At 49.6% G+C, this 17,487-nt stretch carries 13 protein-coding genes; 2 read left to right on the top strand and 11 right to left on the bottom strand.

Annotated features, from left to right (window positions below; translation table 11 throughout):
- Positions 1-46: 46 nt before the first annotated feature.
- The 11 genes from mobA to DS731_RS03700 all read right to left on the bottom strand — a co-directional run bounded on the left by mobA (position 47) and on the right by DS731_RS03700 (position 15,130).
- The gene (gene mobA / locus DS731_RS03750; RefSeq protein ID WP_119500066.1) at positions 47-634 is read right to left on the bottom strand and encodes a molybdenum cofactor guanylyltransferase; all 588 of its coding nucleotides are present in this window, start codon (positions 632-634) and stop codon (positions 47-49) included.
- Positions 607-1,809, bottom strand: a complete 1,203-nt coding sequence (locus DS731_RS03745; protein ID WP_119500065.1) for an alginate export family protein — start codon at positions 1,807-1,809, stop codon at positions 607-609. Before DS731_RS03745 ends, mobA begins: the two co-directional genes overlap by 28 nt.
- A gap of 90 nt (positions 1,810-1,899) precedes the next feature.
- Positions 1,900-2,757, bottom strand: a complete 858-nt coding sequence (locus tag DS731_RS03740) for an ABC transporter ATP-binding protein (protein WP_119500064.1) — start codon at positions 2,755-2,757, stop codon at positions 1,900-1,902.
- 15 nt (positions 2,758-2,772) lie between these two features.
- On the bottom strand, positions 2,773-3,762 hold the full coding sequence (locus tag DS731_RS03735) for an ABC transporter permease (protein ID WP_119500063.1): 990 nt from the start codon (positions 3,760-3,762) through the stop codon (positions 2,773-2,775).
- A gap of 21 nt (positions 3,763-3,783) precedes the next feature.
- Positions 3,784-5,109: a CmpA/NrtA family ABC transporter substrate-binding protein gene (locus DS731_RS03730; RefSeq protein ID WP_442858449.1), complete on the bottom strand. Its 1,326-nt coding sequence runs from the start codon at positions 5,107-5,109 to the stop codon at positions 3,784-3,786.
- 501 nt (positions 5,110-5,610) lie between these two features.
- Positions 5,611-6,609, bottom strand: coding sequence for a glycosyl transferase family protein (locus tag DS731_RS03725; protein WP_119500060.1), 999 nt, complete (start codon positions 6,607-6,609; stop codon positions 5,611-5,613).
- Positions 6,593-7,483, bottom strand: coding sequence for a uroporphyrinogen-III C-methyltransferase (gene cobA / locus DS731_RS03720; RefSeq protein ID WP_119500059.1), 891 nt, complete (start codon positions 7,481-7,483; stop codon positions 6,593-6,595). Before cobA ends, DS731_RS03725 begins: the two co-directional genes overlap by 17 nt.
- A complete protein-coding gene (locus tag DS731_RS03715; RefSeq protein WP_119500058.1) occupies positions 7,476-10,247 on the bottom strand; it encodes a nitrate reductase in 2,772 nt (923 codons plus the stop codon). Before DS731_RS03715 ends, cobA begins: the two co-directional genes overlap by 8 nt.
- Before the next feature lie 52 nt (positions 10,248-10,299).
- Positions 10,300-10,653, bottom strand: a complete 354-nt coding sequence (gene nirD, locus DS731_RS03710; RefSeq protein WP_119500057.1) for a nitrite reductase small subunit NirD — start codon at positions 10,651-10,653, stop codon at positions 10,300-10,302.
- A gap of 12 nt (positions 10,654-10,665) precedes the next feature.
- Positions 10,666-13,209 carry a nitrite reductase large subunit NirB gene (gene nirB / locus DS731_RS03705; RefSeq protein WP_119500056.1) on the bottom strand — a complete coding sequence of 848 codons (2,544 nt, stop codon included), beginning with the start codon at positions 13,207-13,209 and terminating at the stop codon, positions 10,666-10,668.
- A 355-nt stretch (positions 13,210-13,564) separates the two neighbouring features.
- Positions 13,565-15,130, bottom strand: coding sequence for a SulP family inorganic anion transporter (locus DS731_RS03700; protein WP_119500055.1), 1,566 nt, complete (start codon positions 15,128-15,130; stop codon positions 13,565-13,567).
- Between the two features lie 427 nt (positions 15,131-15,557).
- Here DS731_RS03700 and DS731_RS03695 point away from each other — a divergent pair, with 427 nt between their 5' ends.
- Both DS731_RS03695 and DS731_RS03690 read left to right on the top strand, forming a co-directional pair.
- On the top strand, positions 15,558-15,989 hold the full coding sequence (locus tag DS731_RS03695; RefSeq protein WP_119500054.1) for an OsmC family protein: 432 nt from the start codon (positions 15,558-15,560) through the stop codon (positions 15,987-15,989).
- A 247-nt stretch (positions 15,990-16,236) separates the two neighbouring features.
- Positions 16,237-17,427 carry a JmjC domain-containing protein gene (locus DS731_RS03690; RefSeq protein ID WP_119500053.1) on the top strand — a complete coding sequence of 397 codons (1,191 nt, stop codon included), beginning with the start codon at positions 16,237-16,239 and terminating at the stop codon, positions 17,425-17,427.
- Positions 17,428-17,487 lie beyond the last annotated feature (60 nt).

The following is a 17,487-nucleotide window of genomic DNA, read 5'->3' as shown; positions in this document are numbered from 1 at the left end:
CCGCATTCACCACTTTACGTAATTTTTCATTTTCGTTCAGACAAACCTACTCACTGCCTTTTCTGTCCAGCACCTTCTGCCAGTCATCAGGGTTGTTCACATTCATCAATTCGTCAGTAAATTGTGGCAGGTCTACCGCTTCGCAGCCGAAACAATTGAGTAATCTGCGCAGGGATAATGAGGATTGATCTTCAACGCATTGTTTGAGGATATTCATGCCCTGCTGCGAGTAGCAGATCACCAGTGGCATGATAGCATCACTGGTATATACGCTGGTCTCACGCTGTCGGCTCTCCTGCAGAATTGCCTGCAGGCACGATACCGTACAAAGGGGCATGTCTACCGGCATAACCAGTAATCTGGCACCATCCTGAATACGGGCCTGGCCGAGCATACTGAAAAGGGCCATAGCCGGCCCTTTATCTTCGTATAAATCGGTAAAATCGCAGTCTGTTTTGCCAAGGGTGTAAACCATCTCACAAACACCTGACAATGTTTGCCGGGTAGCATCCAGCAGCGTCAAACCATTCAGTGTCAGGCGGGATTTATCCCGCCCCATTCTGGATGACTTGCCGCCGCAGAGTACTAACCCTGCGGTTTCATGACTTAGAATTTCGCGCCGATCCAAACCCATACTTTGTCAGTGTCCACTTTAATATCACCGGCAGAATACGTACCGTATTTCAGACCCAGTGTGAAATGCTCAGCTACTTTTGTAACGTATTGTACATTGATTTCACTACCGAGATCACTGACGCCTTCAGTGGCTTCATTTGCATCAAACGCGTGGTAAGCTGCCAGCCATTTACCACCTGCCAGACCGCCACTGACGGTAAAGGCCAGGTCTTCAAGACCTTGTGCCGGTGTAGCAAGGAATTGATCCGTCCAGCCGTTAAACTTATGCAGGGTCGCCAGCGGTGTAGAGAAGCCGTACATGCCGTTGTCTGAACCCAGCACTTCATAAGTCACTTTAGCCGTGATGCCGGAAACCACTGCACCACCTTCTAACATGTAATAATCGGCATCATAGCTGGCCGCCGGGGTATCGCTGGTTTGCGTGGCATATTCAGCATTATAAATCCACTTCACGGAGTCCGTTGCGGTGCTGCCGGCATAGCTGATGCCGTAAGTATCAAGTCCGTTATCAATACCGTTATCCACTTCCAGTAAGTACGCATACGCCGTGAACTTACCGATATCGCTGCTGTAAGAAAGGTTCAGCAGGTGATCTTTACTGTCCAGGTCTGCCGCTTCAGCGAAAATACGGTTACGTTGGGTAACATACCCGTAAAATGCAGACATATTACCGGACGTGTACTTTGCGGTTACCCCGTCGAAGGTTTGCCAGTCCTGACGCCAGCCCACGTGGCCGACAAAGCGGTGACCGTCCAGTGCAATGATCTGGCGACCACCTTTGATAGTCAAGCCTTCATTTTTATATTGCACAAATCCCTGGTGCAGCTCGGTGGTTTCAGGGTCTGCGATAACGGAATATTCTCCCGCCTGATAACCGGCCGGTGGCACTGAGTAATCGCCCTGCCCTAAGGCAATACGCACATCTTCCATTTCAGCAGTGAAAGAAAAACCTTTGTAGCTACCGGATGTGATTCCCACCATCGTACGTAACGTCAGGGCATCGGCGTCAGCCAGCGCATTATCCTGTTGCACACCTTCGTAACGCAAATTAAACGCTGCCGTAGCAGTGGTTTCTTTCATTGCGTCATACCAGTCGGCTGCCATAGCCGGGGAAAAGACACCTGTGAGCGCAACAGCAAGCAGTGTGCGCGGGTACATTGCAGTTAGTTTCATCGTGTGTTCCTCTGATTTTGAGACAGAGATAGCCCGCCCGTGCCTTGCGGCTGAGCTATCCTATTGTTTTTATTAAATTGTGTGCTTTAGTCAGGCAGCATCAGACTTTTTTGCTGATGTAGCCTTAGTGTTTTTTGAATCTTTTTGACGGCTGTTTACCGGCTCAACTTTTTTCTGTTTTTCGTACAGGAAGGTGAGTACTTCATGGCGGTAATGGTTGTATTCCGGGTTATCTGCCAGCACCAGACGATCCCGTGGTCTTGGCAGATTAATATCCAGAATTTCACCAACCGTTGCTGCCGGACCATTAGTCATCATCACGATGCGGTCAGACAATAAAACGGCTTCATCCACATCGTGGGTAATCATGATGACGGTGTTACCAAGATCAGCATGGATGTCCATCAGTGAATCCTGCAAATGGGCACGGGTCAGTGCATCAAGGGCACCGAAGGGTTCGTCCATGAGCAGTACTTTGGGCTCCATAGCCAGTGCGCGGGCAATACCAACACGCTGTTTCATCCCGCCGGAAATTTCCGAAGGCAGCTTGTCGATCGCATGGGTCATATGCACCAGCTCAAGGTTGTGCATCACCCAGTCTTTGATTTCGGCTTTAGACTTACCACGCAGAGTTTGCTTAACAGCAAGCTCTACATTTTTGTAAACGGTCAGCCAGGGCAGCAAAGAATGGTTCTGGAATACTACCGCCCGCTCCGGACCGGGCTCTTTCACCTCTGCGTTGTCCAGAATGACACCGCCGGAAGTTGCCTGATGTAAACCGGCAACGATGTTCAGTACGGTGGACTTACCACACCCTGAGTGCCCGATTAATGATACGAATTCGCCTTTGCTGATTTTCAGGTTTACGTCCCGTAAAGCAGTGAACGGGCCTTTCGGGGTAGGAAAATCGATACCTACCTGCGTCAGTTCAAGATGTTTTGCAGTCATATCTGTTTCTCCTGATTAGCGTAATACGCTGTTTTTGTCCCAGCTCACCATGCGCTGAAACATCAGCATGATGCGGTCCAGTACGAAGCCGATGGCACCGATAGTCAGTACAGCAACCATAATTCGGGCCAGTGATTCTGAGCTGCCGTTCTGGAACTCATCCCACACGAACTTACCCAGCCCCGGGTTTTGTGCCAGCATTTCTGCGGCAATCAATACCATCCAGCCAATACCCAGCGACAAGCGCAAACCGGTAAAGATCATCGGAATTGAGGCAGGTAAAACAATTTTAGTCAGGTGCGTAGGCGGCTTGAGACGCAGTACGCGGCTTACATTCACCAGGTCTTTGTCGATGTTAGATACACCCACAGCCGTATTGATCAGTGTTGGCCACAAACAGCACAGTGATACCGTGAATGCAGAAGTGACAAATGACTTTGAAAACATCGGGTCGTCTGACACATAAAGGGCACTGACTACCATCGTTACCAATGGCAGCCAGGCCAACGGAGACACGGGTTTGAAAAGCTGGATAAGAGGGTTAATCGCGGTGTAAGCAGACTTGCTTAGTCCGCACATGATCCCTACCGGTACAGCGATGACCGACGCAATAAAAAAGCCGACCATAACGGTGTACAAGCTTGTCCAGATTTGATCAAAGAAGGTTGGTGCGCCGGTAAAAGGACGAATTTTCGGTACATAGTCCGGGTCCTTTGCTACCCGCGCAGCATTACGTTCTTCCTGACGCTCGTAAAATGCGTCAGCCTTTTCACGTTGCGCATTGTGTTCATCCATGAGGGTCAGCGCCTGCGTCCATACCTGTGCCGGACCAGGGAACTGGCCCAGTGACGTATCGATGGTTTTTGCTACCCCGTTCCAGACGGCGAGGAAAAGCAGTAAACCAATGACTGGCAACAACAACGCTTGCAGGTTTGATAATATGACCTTGCCCATATTGCCTTCTTTTAATCCAATGGATGTGACTAATGACGCTGACTTGCTCATGTTCGTCTCCCGTATGCGTAATTAAAGTACGGTGTCGCCTTTCAGGCCGATACCAAAGCTTTCCAGATAAGCATTGGGCTTAGTACCGTCGTACGTTACGCCGTCAATGAATTCTGATTGAGGTGGTTTAAAACCAGATTCTGAGTCGAAATCAGGGAAGTCTGCAGCTTTCGCTTTACCTTCCGCGATTAGCGCTTTAGCAGCAACGGCATAAATGTCAGGGCGGTAAACTTTCTTCGCCATGTCCATATACCAGCTGTCAGGTTTCGCTTCAGAGATCTGACCCCAACGACGCATTTGCGTTAAATACCAGATCGCATCGCTGTAGTACGGGTAAGTAGCGTTGTAGCGGAAGAATACGTTGAAATCAGGCACCTCACGCTTGTCGCCTTTTTCGTATTCAAATGTACCTGTCATGCTGTTTGCCAGTACCGCTTCGTCTGCACCTACATATGAAGGTTTAGAGAGAATTTTTACCGCTTCAGGACGGTTAGCGTTGTTGTTTTCATCCAGCCACATCGCTGCACGGATCATCGCTTTTACCACACGAAGGTGCGTGTTCGGGTACTTTTCGGCCCATTCGTTGCTGACACCGAATACTTTTTCCGGGTTGTTTTTCCAGATTTCATAGTCGGTAATAACCGGTACACCAATGCCTTTAAACACGGCTTGCTGGTTCCAGGGTTCACCTACGCAATAACCGTAAATGGTACCCGCTTCCATGGTGGCCGGCATTTGCGGCGGAGGTGTCACAGACAGCAGTGCCTGAGCATCAATCTGACCGGATGTGTCACCTTTGTGCGGTGCATAGAAGCCCGGGTGAATACCACCGGCCGCCAGCCAGTAACGCAGCTCGTAGTTGTGGGTAGATACCGGGAATACCATGCCCATATTGAAAGGCTTGCCCGCTTCACGGTAACTGTCGACTACCGGCTTCAGGTAATCCGCTTTAATCGGGTGAACTGGTTGACCGTTTTCCTGAGGGATGTGCTTTTCCATCTCCTTCCAGATGTCGTTGGAGACGGTGATACCGTTACCGTTTAAGTCCATGCTGAATGCAGTAATAATGTGCGCTTCAGTACCGAAACCGATGGTTGCACCCAGAGGCTGTCCGGCCAGCATATGTGCACCGTCCAGCTGACCGTCAATAACACGGTCGAGCAGAACCTTCCAGTTTGCCTGCGCTTCCAACGTGACATACAAACCTTCGTCTTCGAAGAAACCTTTCTCATAAGCAATAGCCAGAGGTGCCATATCAGTCAGTTTGATAAAGCCGAATTTAAGTTCTTCTTTCTCGGGCCAGTCAATTTCCTGTGCTGTAACAGCTGAGACGCTTGCGCCTGCCATTGTCAACGACAGAGCCAGCGTAGATGCCAGCGTTTTTACTTTCTTTGTCAGACCAAATAACGGTTTTGACGCTTTCATGTGGGTTCCTCGTTGCCAAAAAAAAACCCACCACCTTAGCGAATGACCGCTAAGGTGGTGGGCTTCGTTGCCGCACTCCAAATCACTTTGGAGCATGAATAAGTTGTGAGCGCGTTACTATTAATGTTCTTTTAATAAGCAGTAACTTTCGCAAATTGGTTATTGCATCAGGTATGCCAAAAATTAAAAGATACTAATATCAGTCACTTAGAAAAATACAGCATTAGGAAAGGTAAAGGCTGTTTCAAATTTGTGCACAAAAAGCGCGCATTGCGCTCAATTGGGATGCAAATAGAAACCCGCCGACGTGTATCATTAAGGTGCAAAATAAACATTAAATCAACAAAAAAGGCAGTTAAACTGCCTGATTTGCGCCATAAAATGCAGAATATTGCCGGTAACGGCAAGATGAAGAATTTAGCCTTACAAAGACTGAGTGAAGGGTAAAGCTTGTTTGTCTCTGTTTTGCCAGAGAGTAACAGCCTGCTTCGCGGCTTCCTCTGATGACAAGGAATCTGTCAGCATCAGATAGCTCACCAGGGTCGCATGAACGGCCTGCTCACCATATTGATGGTGAATATCGCCGCGCCAGAAAGCCAGCATATCAGCAATGTCCATTTCCCTGTCTTTCATAGCCCACTTTTCCGTAAAAGCAGGTAACACCGCCGTTTCCGTTTCACCTTTACGGGTAATAAACAAGTCCGTAGGCCTTTCACTGTTCACTTCCGGATCGCCACCATCCCCACGGAAACACAATGAATCCCACGCCGTGAAGGCTTCATTGACGTGCCGGTGTTTATGATCAAGATGCATATGATAAACACCCTGCACACAATACGGGGCTACCGTAGGATTCAGTAACCGCGCCAACGTATTCGCACAGGAACGCAGCGCAAAAACTTCCCGGAGCTTTATTAACGTATTCAGCGGCGGCAGAACCACGCCTAAATCCAGATAGCTGGCATTGAAGCTGTCCAGTTGAGACTTCGCTTCGCTGATTGATGTCACAGCCTGTAAGCCCAGCGTTGGCAGCACGTGGCTGGCATATAACCGACCGGAACCGGGTTCATGGGCACCGTGCAGAAAAACCCGTTTGCCTGTTTTTGCCAGCAAAGCTGCAGATAAAAGGTACCAGGGCAACTGGCGTCTTTTACCGGCATAACAACCAATATCTACGTCAGGTTTGAGTGTGGCTAAATCTTGCGGGATAAGTTGATGGCATGCCTGAACAAAACCAATGACTTCTTCGGGGGTTTCTTCGCGGGTACGGAGCAACATTAAAAATGCGCCCCTTTGATCACCGGTCACTTCGCCGGCCAGCAGCATTCTCATCGCGGTGAATGCTTCTTCGCGGGTCAGACTACGGCTGCCTTTCTGACCCTTTCCTATTATTTTGATGTACTGACTAAATTCCTGCGACATGGGTTACCTGCTGAAGCAGCGCTGTGGAGACCTGTTGGCGAGACTTTACCACCTCTCCGAAGATCAACAAAGCAGGACCTTGCAGGTTTGCTGACGTTACCTGTTCAGCGATAGAAGAAACAGTGCCGGTGATCACTTGCTGGTTGGGAGTGCAAGCGTTCTCAATCACCGCCACCGGAAGGGTTTCACGAATACCGGCATTCACCAGCTCAGACGTGATTTTGCTCAACCGGGACAACCCCATATACACCACAACAGTTTGACGCTGCATGGTATCAGCAAGCGTTGTCCAGTCGGGCATCTGGTTTTTATCTTTAAAACTGGCGGTGGTCAATGTCACCGACTGAGCGCAGTTGCGCTCTGTCAAAGGAATCCCTGTATAAGCCGAAGCCCCTGAAGCGGCAGTGATCCCGGGCACAATGGCAAACGGAATGTCAGCGGCTTCAAGCGCAGCGGTTTCCTCACAGGTACGGGCAAAAACTGCCGGATCCCCGCCCTTCAACCGCACCACATTTAATCCTGACTGCGCCAGCTCAACCACCCGCTTGCAAATGTCATCCTGCACCATTGAATGTTTGCCTGCCCGCTTACCCACGAATTCCGTTTTTACATGACGGGGAATTTCTGCAATGACAGACTCATCTACCAGCCAGTCAAATAACACCACATCAGCCTGCTGCAGGCACTTCCATGCTTTGATGGTCAGCAACTCTGCATCGCCCGGACCGGCGCCGACAATAAATACCTGCCCCTGCTTTTTCTCACCCGTCAGGGATGCCGGCGTCACTGGTTGCATGACACGGTGACGTTGCTGGCCGGTCATCAGCTTACGGAAGAACACTTGCGGCAGTTTTGCGATGGCTGAATTAATCATGGAGAATTACCTCAGGTGTTACTGCTTTTGCAGTTTGAGTAGAAGAATAACTGTCGATCATCTTTTGCAGTTCCGGTTTGCAGGAACCGCAGTTAGTACCGCATTTAAGTTCATTGCCCAGTCGGTCGACTGATGAGCAACCTGCCTGTATGGCAGTTTCAATGGTTTTTTCCCGAACGGAGAAGCAACTGCATACCAGTTTACCGTTGAGGAACGCTTCATCAGGTGTACCGCGCAACAGATTAGCCAGCAGCTCTGAAGAGATGTCGTCCTGTTGCAGACAACTGTCCAGCCACTCATCAGGTAAAGCCCGGTAGCTGTTTTCCAGCCATAAACCAAAAACAAAACGATTCTCACTGGTTGCGATGACCGTCAGACCTTTTTCATGCTGACGGGTAACGAGTAACCAGTGCGCGGGAAGCACGCTTTTCAAATTGCTGAACAGACTCCCGGTGTCGTTATTGCTGGCGATGCGGAAGGCCGTGCCGCCGTCAGTGGTAGTTTTCGCCCAGTAATCAAAAGCCGGAGACAGAGCCGCTGCCACATCAGCGTCGCTGATAATCATTTGTCCGTGTAAATTAAAACTGACTGCAGCAACACTCACCGCGCCCTGTTTCAGTTCAGGCTGTCCGGATAAGGGATCGTGGGCGCCATTGAATAACGCACCAAGTGTCAGGTTAGAGCCCCAGGTAGCAGACCAGTGAATAGGCGCAAAGCAATTGCCTTTACGCAGCTGTTTGTCTTCAACCACCGGTAAAATAACCGGCTCACCGGTATTGCAGGCGCTGTTCACAGCAACCAGTTCCTGTGCTGACAGTCCAAGCGCTTTTATATCTTCAGGGTGCAAAGACAGTTGAGAATACGGTGCATGCTTGAGTAATTTCCCTGCTTTACCGGTACGGGTCATGGTATGCCACTGGTCACGGCTGCGACCGGTGTTAAGCACAAACGGAAATGCTGTTGTGGTTTGCTGTTCGGGTAAACAGGGGGAAATCGCGATAAACCGGGCTTTTTTATCTGCGGTAAAAAACGCGCCGTCAGCAAACAAGCGTGTCGCGCCGGCTACTGTTTTTTCCGGCACCGGCCACTGGACGGGACGGAAGTTATCGTATTCTGCAGTTGTTAAACCGCTAAGACCGCCCAAATCCAAAGCGCGGTTGCCGTGATTCTCAAAAGCGGTCAGGCGGGCATGTTCATCGAAGATTTCAGCCGGGTGCTGGTAATCAAAATGTTCTGCAAACCCCATCTTAGCAGCCACAGCACATAAGGCCTGCCAGTCATGTCTGGATTCACCTGCCGGTTTCATTAAACCGCGCTGGCGAGAAATACGTCTTTCTGAATTGGTTACTGTACCGTTTTTTTCTGACCAACCGGATGCCGGCAGCGCAATATGAGCAAACTTCAGAGTATCGTTTTTAGTCACCATATCCGATACCACAACCATATCGCATTTGCTCAGTGCCGCTTCGACTTCACAGCGGTTTGGCATGCTCACCACGGGGTTGGTGGCCATGATCCAGACAAACTTCACTTTGCCTTCATTAATCCGCTTAAACAGATCAACCGCTTTTAACCCCGGCTTATCAGCCATACGGGGCGATTGCCAGAAACGTTGTACCCGATCACGGTGCTGCGCGTTATCAATATCCATGTGAGCAGCCAGCATGTTCGCCAGCCCGCCTACTTCGCGGCCGCCCATGGCATTAGGTTGTCCGGTGATGGAGAACGGACCGCTGCCTGTTTTGCCAATTTTGCCTGTTGCCAGATGGCAGTTGATAATGGCATTACCTTTATCTACACCACTGGTGGACTGATTGATGCCCATAGAGAAAAAGGTAATGGCCCGCTGACGTTCGAGGAACAGCGTAAACAGTGCCAGTATATCGTGCTCCGGTACGTCGCATTCTTCAGCCACACGGCTCAGCGAATATTCTGCCGCACTGGACAGTGCCGCCTCAAAACCACTGGTTGAAGCGGCAATAAAATCAGTATCCAGGCCACCGTTTTGTGCCAGAAAATGCAGCAGACCGTTAAACAGCACCGCATCAGTGCCCGGTTTTAATGGAATGTGCAAATCGGCCAGCGTGGATGTATCTGTTGCCCGCGGGTCAACCACAACCACTTTCATATCCGGATTTTGTCGTTTTGCCCGCTCCATACGCTGGAACAGCACCGGATGTGTCCAGGCGGCGTTACTGCCTGTAAGGATGAGCAAATCCGTCTGCTCCAGGTCTTCGTAGTTGCACGGTACGATATCTTCCCCGAAAGCGCGTTTATACGCGGCAACCGCAGAAGACATACAAAGTCGTGAGTTGGTATCGATGTTCGCGCTGCCAACATACCCCTTCATAAACTTATTGGCGACGTAGTAATCTTCAGTGAGCAGTTGTCCTGAAACATACAGCGCCACAGCATCCGGTCCATGCTCATCAATCACCTGTTGCATTTTTTCAGCAATGGCGCTGGTTGCAGTGTCCCAGGATACCGGCTTGCCGCCCATCTGAGGCTGAGTCAGGCGGCCATTAAGATCATTGGTTTCAAGCAGGTTGGTGCCTTTCACGCACAATCTGCCGAAGTTGGCCGGATGTTCAGGCGTACCGGTAAGGGATTTAAGCGTTGTTTTATTGCCTGCTGTTTCCAGCGTGATGTCCACACCACAACCAACGCCACAGTAAGGGCACGTTGTCTGCGCAAGCGTTGGTGTCCTGGCAACACTCTTAGGGGCAGACTGTACTGAAATTACTGTGGCGCGGGCGTGATTCATGGTAGTTACCTGTGCTTTTAATGTTGGTCAGCAGACCTTTTAAACCGGAATCTTACAATGCAACCTGTACGCGGCCGTCTTCAAGACGGACATCGTATACAGACAGGCTGACTGCTTCATTCTCGACACATTTCCCCGTCACCAGAGAGTAATGCTCTTTGTACAAAGGAGAGGCAATCACGGCTTCACCTTTAACAGAACCGACAATCCCGCGGTACATCACATTGGCTTTACCTACCGGGTCCCAGTTTGAGACTGCATAAAGGTTGGTGCCGCCGGCTGTATTCAGGGCGAAGATAGCAACCTGTTGTTCGTCAATCAGGGCGCAAACGCCACTGTTGGCAACCAGGTCACTTTGTTCACAGATGTCGTGCCAGCGCGGCATAATTTCTACAGATGCTTGCATGATGTTATCTCCTTAAACCAGTTCTACCGGAATACGCGATGTACCCGCAATTTTCTCTGCCTCTGTGGCAGGGCGGATCTGACCACGCTCGTCTACAAACTGAATGTTTGAATCGCTTTCTTTACTGTTCACAAACTGACGGAAACGCTTACGTGATTCAGGCGACTCCAGTGTGGTTTTCCATTCGCACTGATAAGCATCAACCACAGCCTGCATCTGATCTTCCAGCTCCTGACAAATACCCAGGGCATCATCAATCACGACAGATTTAAGATAATCGAGTCCGCCTTCGAGGTTTTCCATCCACACAGATGTGCGCTGTAATCTGTCAGCAGTTTTCACGTAGAACATCAGTACACGGTCGATATATTTCACCAGCGTTTCATCATCAATATCGGTGGCGAATAAATCTGCGTGACGGGGCTTCATACCGCCATTCCCGCACACATACAGGTTCCAGCCTTTTTCCGTTGCAATGACACCAATGTCTTTGCCCTGTGCTTCTGCACATTCACGGGTACAACCTGATACTGCAAACTTAATTTTGTGAGGTGCACGCAGGCCTTTGTAACGATTTTCCAGATCAATAGCCTGACCTACCGAGTCCTGAACACCGTAGCGGCACCAGGTGCTGCCCACACAGGATTTAACCGTACGCAGTGCTTTGGCGTAGGCGTGGCCTGTTTCAAAACCACCATCGACCAGTTCCTGCCAGATATCAGGTAACTGCTCTACACGGGCACCGAATAAATCGATACGCTGACCACCGGTAATTTTGGTATACAGACCATATTTCTTCGCCACTTCACCAATCAGGATAAGACCTTCAGGGGTAATTTCACCGCCGGGTATGCGGGGCACAATTGAATAGGTGCCATCTTTTTGCATATTCCCCAGGTAGGTATCGTTGGTGTCCTGCAGCGGCAAATTAGTTTGCGTAAGAATGTAGTCATTCCATACTGAAGCCAGAATAGAACCCATTGCCGGCTTACATACGTCACAGCCCAAACCGGTACCGTGCTTTTCAAGCAGTGCATCGAAGCTTCGGATCCCTTCCACTTTTACCATGTGGTAAAGCTCCTGGCGGGTAAAGTTGAAGTGCTCACAAATAGCTTTCGACACTTCCACACCACGTTTCTCAAGCTCGCTGTCCACCACATTTTTAAGTAGTGCTGCACAACCACCGCAACCCGTTGCCGCTTTGGTCGCTGACTTCACGTCGCCAACACTGCAGCAACCGCCGTCGATGGCTGCCGAAATATCGCATTTCGCCACGTTGTGACAGGAACAGATAGTCGCCGTATCCGGCAGCGCGTCAGCGCCCAGAGCAGGCTTGTCTGACGAAGAAGGCAGAATAAGAGATTCAGCGTGCTCAGGCAGTTCAATGCCGTTTAACGCGTATTGCAATAAGGTATCGTAATCACTGGTATCACCTACCAGCACTGCACCGATAACCTGCTTTTGTGCCGCATCAACCACCAGCTTTTTATATACGCCGTCTGGCTGGTTGTGATAGGTATAGCTCAGTGCGCCCGGGGTTCTGGCATGTGCATCACCAATAGAGCCAACTTCTACGCCCATCAGTTTAAGTTTGGTACTCATGTCTGCACCGGCAAACTCACCTTCTTTACCGGCGATGTTTGCTGCAACCGCACGGGCCATGGTGTAGCCGGGCGCAACCAGACCAAAAATACGGTTGTCCCATAACGCACATTCACCGATAGCATAGATGTCGGGGTCAGATGTCTGGCACTGATTGTTAATGACAATACCACCACGTTCGCCTACTGCCAGCTCCGCTGACCGGCCCAGGGCATCCGACGGGCGTATACCGGCAGAGAATAAAATCATGTCAGTTTCTAAGTATGAGCCGTCGGCAAACACCATGCGGTAGCGGCTTTGTTCACCGGCCTCAATCACCTGGGTAGCTTTTTGTGTATGTACTGTTACGCCCAAATCTTCAATTTTAGTGCGCAGCAGATCACCGCCCTGCCCGTCCAGCTGAACGGCCATCAATTGAGGCGCAAACTCAACCACGTGTGTTTCTACACCGGCTTGTTTCAGTGCGTTTGCTGCCTCAAGACCCAGCAATCCTCCGCCTACTACCACGCCAGTTTTACTGACGGCAGCAGAGGCTTCAATGGCCTGCAGATCTTCAATGGTCCGGTAGACCAGACAATGAGGCTGGTCGTTACCCGGAATAGGTGGAACAAACGGATATGAACCGGTTGCCATCACCAGCACATCATAATCAAAGGTGTCAGTTTTGGTGCTGACGGTTTTGTTCTTACGGTCAATGCTTTCGACCCGGGCATTCAGCTTAAAGTTAACGCCCCACTTGGTATAAGTTTCTTCATCTGTCATGGCCAGATCGGCTGCCGTTGCACCGGTAAACCACGAAGAAAGATAAACACGGTCATATGCCAGACGGTTTTCGCCACTTAACACTGTAATGTCACAGGGGTACTCACTGGCGACCAGTTGTTCGACAAAGTGGTGACCAACCATCCCGTTACCGATAACGAGTACTTTTGGATGTGTTGTTGATGTTGTCATTGTTTAACCCTTTCTTTGAGCCATAAAAAAAGCCCACACTCAGATAAACTGAACATGGGCTTCTTTGCCTGATACGCACTTAACGTGCACAAATTGTTTCCATACACAGCGTCAGGCTCTTGCCGGCCTTTAACTTCACGCTATGTGGATATCTACGTGATATCACTTACGGTTATGTATTGGATATAGCAGATATGATGCCAGTTTGAGCAATGTCTACAGATCAATAAGTTAGCTTAAACTGCGCGATTCAGATGCGTATTCTGCTTCCGGAAACACGCACCTTAACACTGCAATTGCACCATTTTAGTGCCAACCTTATCCTGACCGGTAACCTCAGGCGCAACCAACCGGCTTAACCTAATTTATCCGTTGCTACCCGATAACGCGGGTCTTCATTGACATTAATTTCAACAAACTTATCGGCTTTTGTAAGCAAGCCACGACACTCTGAACTGATATGCCGGATGTGCAGCTTTTTACCCTGCTCTTCGTATTTACCGGCCAGACTGTCCAGCGCATCGATACCGGAAGAATCCCAGATTCGGCTGTTATTGAAATCGATCACCACGTCATTCGGGTCATTAGCTACATCAAACAACTCTTTAAAGTGATGAATCGAACCAAAGAAAACCGGTCCGCGCAGCTCATAAACCTTCCAGCCATCGTCATCGATGTGGGTTTTCGCTTCAATGTACCGTGCCGCTTTCCAGGCAAAGACCAGTGCCGACACAATCACACCAACAACAACAGCAATGGCGAGGTCAGAGATAACGGTTACCGCTGTTACCAGGAACAGCACGAATGCATCTTCCTTATTCACACCACGGATTATGCGGAACGATGCCCATTCGAAGGTACCGATTACCACCACAAACATGACGCCAACCAGTGCAGCAAGGGGAATCATTTCAATCAGCGGCGCTGCAAACAGGATAAAGCCAAGCAGTACAACCGCTGCAGTAATCCCTGACAAACGGCCACGACCACCTGAGTTGATGTTGATCATCGACTGTCCAATCATGGCACAACCGCCCATACCACCGAAGAAACCGTTCACGGTGTTCGCCACACCCTGACCAATACATTCTTTGTTTCCGCGACCACGGGTATCTGTCATCTCATCGATAAGCGTGAGTGTTAACAGTGATTCAATTAAACCAACGAGGCATAAAATGACTGAAGTTGGCAGGATAATCATCAGCGTATCCCAGGTGAACGGCACCATAGGGATAGAGAAGGTTGGCAGCTCACCGGCCAGCGTGGCCGTGGCCTTTTGATCTGCCGGTAATAAATCACGGACAAAATCGATAACGGTACGGGCTTCTAAGTCCAGACCATGTACCAGCAGCGTAATCGTGACGATAGCCACCAGCGAGGCAGGAACAGCCTTTGTCAGCTTGGGCAAGAGATAGATGATTGCCATTGTCAGCCCCACCAGGCCCAGCATGATATAAAGCATGGTGCCTTGCATCCATTCCAGTGAACCCGACGCATTTTGCACTTTAAACTGACCTAACTGGGCAAGGAATATAACGATAGCCAGGCCATTTACAAAGCCCAGCATCACCGGATAGGGTACCAGCCGGATGAACTTACCCAGACGGAATACCCCGCACAATATTTGCAGCAAACCTGCCAGCACCACAGCAGCAAAAAGATATTGCACGCCATGCTCAGCAACCAGTGCCACCATTACAACGGCCATGGCCCCTGTTGCACCGGAAATCATGCCCGGACGGCCACCGATGGCAGACGTAATGAGGCCCATCATAAAGGCCGCATACAAACCAATCATAGGTTCTACACCGGCAACAAAGGCAAATGCCACAGCTTCAGGTACTAAAGCCAGTGCGACAGTAATGCCAGACAGCACGTCGTTTTTAACATTGCTGTCTTTGCTATTAATCAAATCAAACATGGGTGTCCAATTATTCAGTACATGGTTAAAAAACGGTCGGCGATTCTATCACCATCGACCTGCAAAGTCCTTTAACAGAATGTTAAAACCGGCTGTCACGTTGTTAGTGTGCGCTGCCAGAAAAAGGTACAGCGGCTCTGTAAGGGTTACAGTAAAAGAAGGTTGATGAGCAATAACGAAAGTATAGTCCGACAATCTAAAGCTCTTTTACGGCAAGGGCTGCAGCACAAAGTATAGCTTGCGGTATAAGGACTGCATTGGCGGTAGTACACCGGAGTGTACCCGGCCATGAAGCGGATTCGCATTTAAAACTCGCTGTAAACCCATCCCTGGGCGCTCGGCAGCCGCATCCATGCGGCTGACGGTTTTAAATGCGAATCCGCCACTTGTCCGACACTCCTCTGCATCGTTCTGCTAAGGAGAAATTATGTCTATTGTTAAAACTGGTTCTGCGCGCTATCAGCCACTAGGTAAAGAAGGCAAAGGTCATGTGAGCACAGGAAGTGGTGCCTTGTCTGATCAGCCTTATGGCTTTAATACACGTTTTGAAGACAAGAGCGGTACTAATCCTGAGGAACTGATTGCTGCTGCTCACAGCAGTTGCTATGCCATGGCGTTGTCGTTTGCGTTATCAGATGCAGGTTATCAAAACGGTGATCTAAAAGTTGATGCTGAGGTCACACTGGAAAAAGACGGTGATGGCTTTACCGTAACGAAATCTGCATTAACCCTTGAAGCTAAAGTAGACGGGATTGATGAATATAAGTTTGCAGATATCGCGAAGGGCGCAAAAGAAAACTGCCCGATCTCTAAACTGCTGAACGCGAAAATCACTCTCGATTACACTTTACAAAGCTAACCGGCCGGCAAGCAAATGAAGCCGGGGACGGTTTCAGTAATTGCACCTGTGAAATTGTGCCTTTACTGTGACCGTTCATTCTGGTGTGGGTAGTCCCCACAAATACAAAATAAATCGGAATGAGGCTGGAACGGGAAAATAAATCGAGCTGAATTCACTAAGTGTTCCACTGTTCAAATTTCTTTACAAAAGGTTACATTTATCCAAACGTTCTTAATGTAGTATAAGAATTTTTGGAGGGAAACCAATGCTTTCAGACGCCAGGGACGCGCTGCAAAGGGTCCTGAACCCGGTCAGTTACGACGATTTCTTCAATTCCTACGTAGGTAAAAAGCCGCTAATAATCAAAGACAACAACCCTTTCAGAGCAGCGATTGGAGGTACATCTCCAAGGGAAAAATTACTTCAGGGACATCGCCGGTATGCTCCTGCGGTAACCTGTCACTCTCATGCCCCCAAGCTGCCCCCACCTGCGGCAACAGAAGTTGAAAACGAACAAGCTTTTTATCAGCTGATTTCTGATCACTTTAAGCGTGACTACACAGTCCGCATACCCGATGTCACCGGACTGTCACCTGACCTTACGAATTTTACCCGGTCACTTGAAAAGCTTATTCAATCACCGGTCAGTGTAGTCGTATTCTGGAGTCATCAGGGCGCACAGGCTCCGGTGCATCACGATGAGGTGGATGTTATTGTTATACAGTTGGAAGGAACAAAACGCTGGTTCATTTCCGACGCACCGCCTTCCTTTCCTACCCGATGGAAAAAGGCGGGTTCACTCCCTCCTCAAATGCCCCATTATCAAACAGTCGATGTGAAGGCAGGCGATCTTATCTATCTGCCACGGGGCACCGTTCACACTGTGCAGTCGACTTCAGAGTCAATCCACTTATCCATTGGCTTTGTCCCGGTCACCGTCAGGGATACAGTTAATGCTGTTTTGGACCATTTAACTGAAGTTAGTTTGCCGTTACGGAAAGATATAGGCCCGAGAGCGGACTGCCTTGCGTCACATAATGCACTGGAGCAGGTTTCTCAACAGGTAAAGGAGCATCTGCAAAGCTTATTGAGTGCTGCTCAACACGATCAGTTTATAATGGAATCACTTAAACGCCAGCGGGCACGACTGATTCAGGATATGCCAAAATTGACGCCGTCAGTGAATGCGCGGCATCCTGTCTCCGTAAATACTTATGTTCAGCGCAGCCCCCTTGCCATGGCTGAGTTAGTAGAGACAGACAAGATTCTTGATTTATCTGTTCCCGGCGAACAAATACTGATTCACCCCGGCGTAAAAGCACAATTGCAATTCATGATAACCACGTCTGCGTTCAGGGTTGCTGATATCCCGGGTGAAATAGGTGATGATGTGCGCGTCGCCCTGACACAGCGTTTGCTTGCCTGCGGCTTTCTTGAACCTGCACCTGCCCGCTGATAATCATCCATGATTTGCCGTGCAAAAGCGGAGTTCAGCAATTGCATTTGGCGGGCGACC

It is taken from the genome of Alteromonas sp. RKMC-009 (assembly GCF_003584565.2).
Lineage (GTDB): Bacteria > Pseudomonadota > Gammaproteobacteria > Enterobacterales > Alteromonadaceae > Alteromonas.
Note: the sequence above shows the minus strand (reverse complement) of the source record. Positions and strands in the feature narration are given on the sequence as shown.

What these genes read in the sequence shown, in the direction of transcription:
- mobA (WP_119500066.1), bottom strand. Translation starts at nt 634, where the DNA reads ATGGGTTTGGATCGGCGCGAAATTCTAAGTCATGAAACCGCAGGGTTA.
- DS731_RS03745 (WP_119500065.1), bottom strand. Translation starts at nt 1,809, where the DNA reads ATGAAACTAACTGCAATGTACCCGCGCACACTGCTTGCTGTTGCGCTC.
- DS731_RS03740 (WP_119500064.1), bottom strand. Translation starts at nt 2,757, where the DNA reads ATGACTGCAAAACATCTTGAACTGACGCAGGTAGGTATCGATTTTCCT.
- DS731_RS03735 (WP_119500063.1), bottom strand. Translation starts at nt 3,762, where the DNA reads ATGAGCAAGTCAGCGTCATTAGTCACATCCATTGGATTAAAAGAAGGC.
- DS731_RS03730 (WP_442858449.1), bottom strand. Translation starts at nt 5,109, where the DNA reads ATGGCAGGCGCAAGCGTCTCAGCTGTTACAGCACAGGAAATTGACTGG.
- DS731_RS03725 (WP_119500060.1), bottom strand. Translation starts at nt 6,609, where the DNA reads ATGTCGCAGGAATTTAGTCAGTACATCAAAATAATAGGAAAGGGTCAG.
- cobA (WP_119500059.1), bottom strand. Translation starts at nt 7,483, where the DNA reads ATGATTAATTCAGCCATCGCAAAACTGCCGCAAGTGTTCTTCCGTAAG.
- DS731_RS03715 (WP_119500058.1), bottom strand. Translation starts at nt 10,247, where the DNA reads ATGAATCACGCCCGCGCCACAGTAATTTCAGTACAGTCTGCCCCTAAG.
- nirD (WP_119500057.1), bottom strand. Translation starts at nt 10,653, where the DNA reads ATGCAAGCATCTGTAGAAATTATGCCGCGCTGGCACGACATCTGTGAA.
- nirB (WP_119500056.1), bottom strand. Translation starts at nt 13,209, where the DNA reads ATGACAACATCAACAACACATCCAAAAGTACTCGTTATCGGTAACGGG.
- DS731_RS03700 (WP_119500055.1), bottom strand. Translation starts at nt 15,130, where the DNA reads ATGTTTGATTTGATTAATAGCAAAGACAGCAATGTTAAAAACGACGTG.
- DS731_RS03695 (WP_119500054.1), top strand. Translation starts at nt 15,558, where the DNA reads ATGTCTATTGTTAAAACTGGTTCTGCGCGCTATCAGCCACTAGGTAAA.
- DS731_RS03690 (WP_119500053.1), top strand. Translation starts at nt 16,237, where the DNA reads ATGCTTTCAGACGCCAGGGACGCGCTGCAAAGGGTCCTGAACCCGGTC.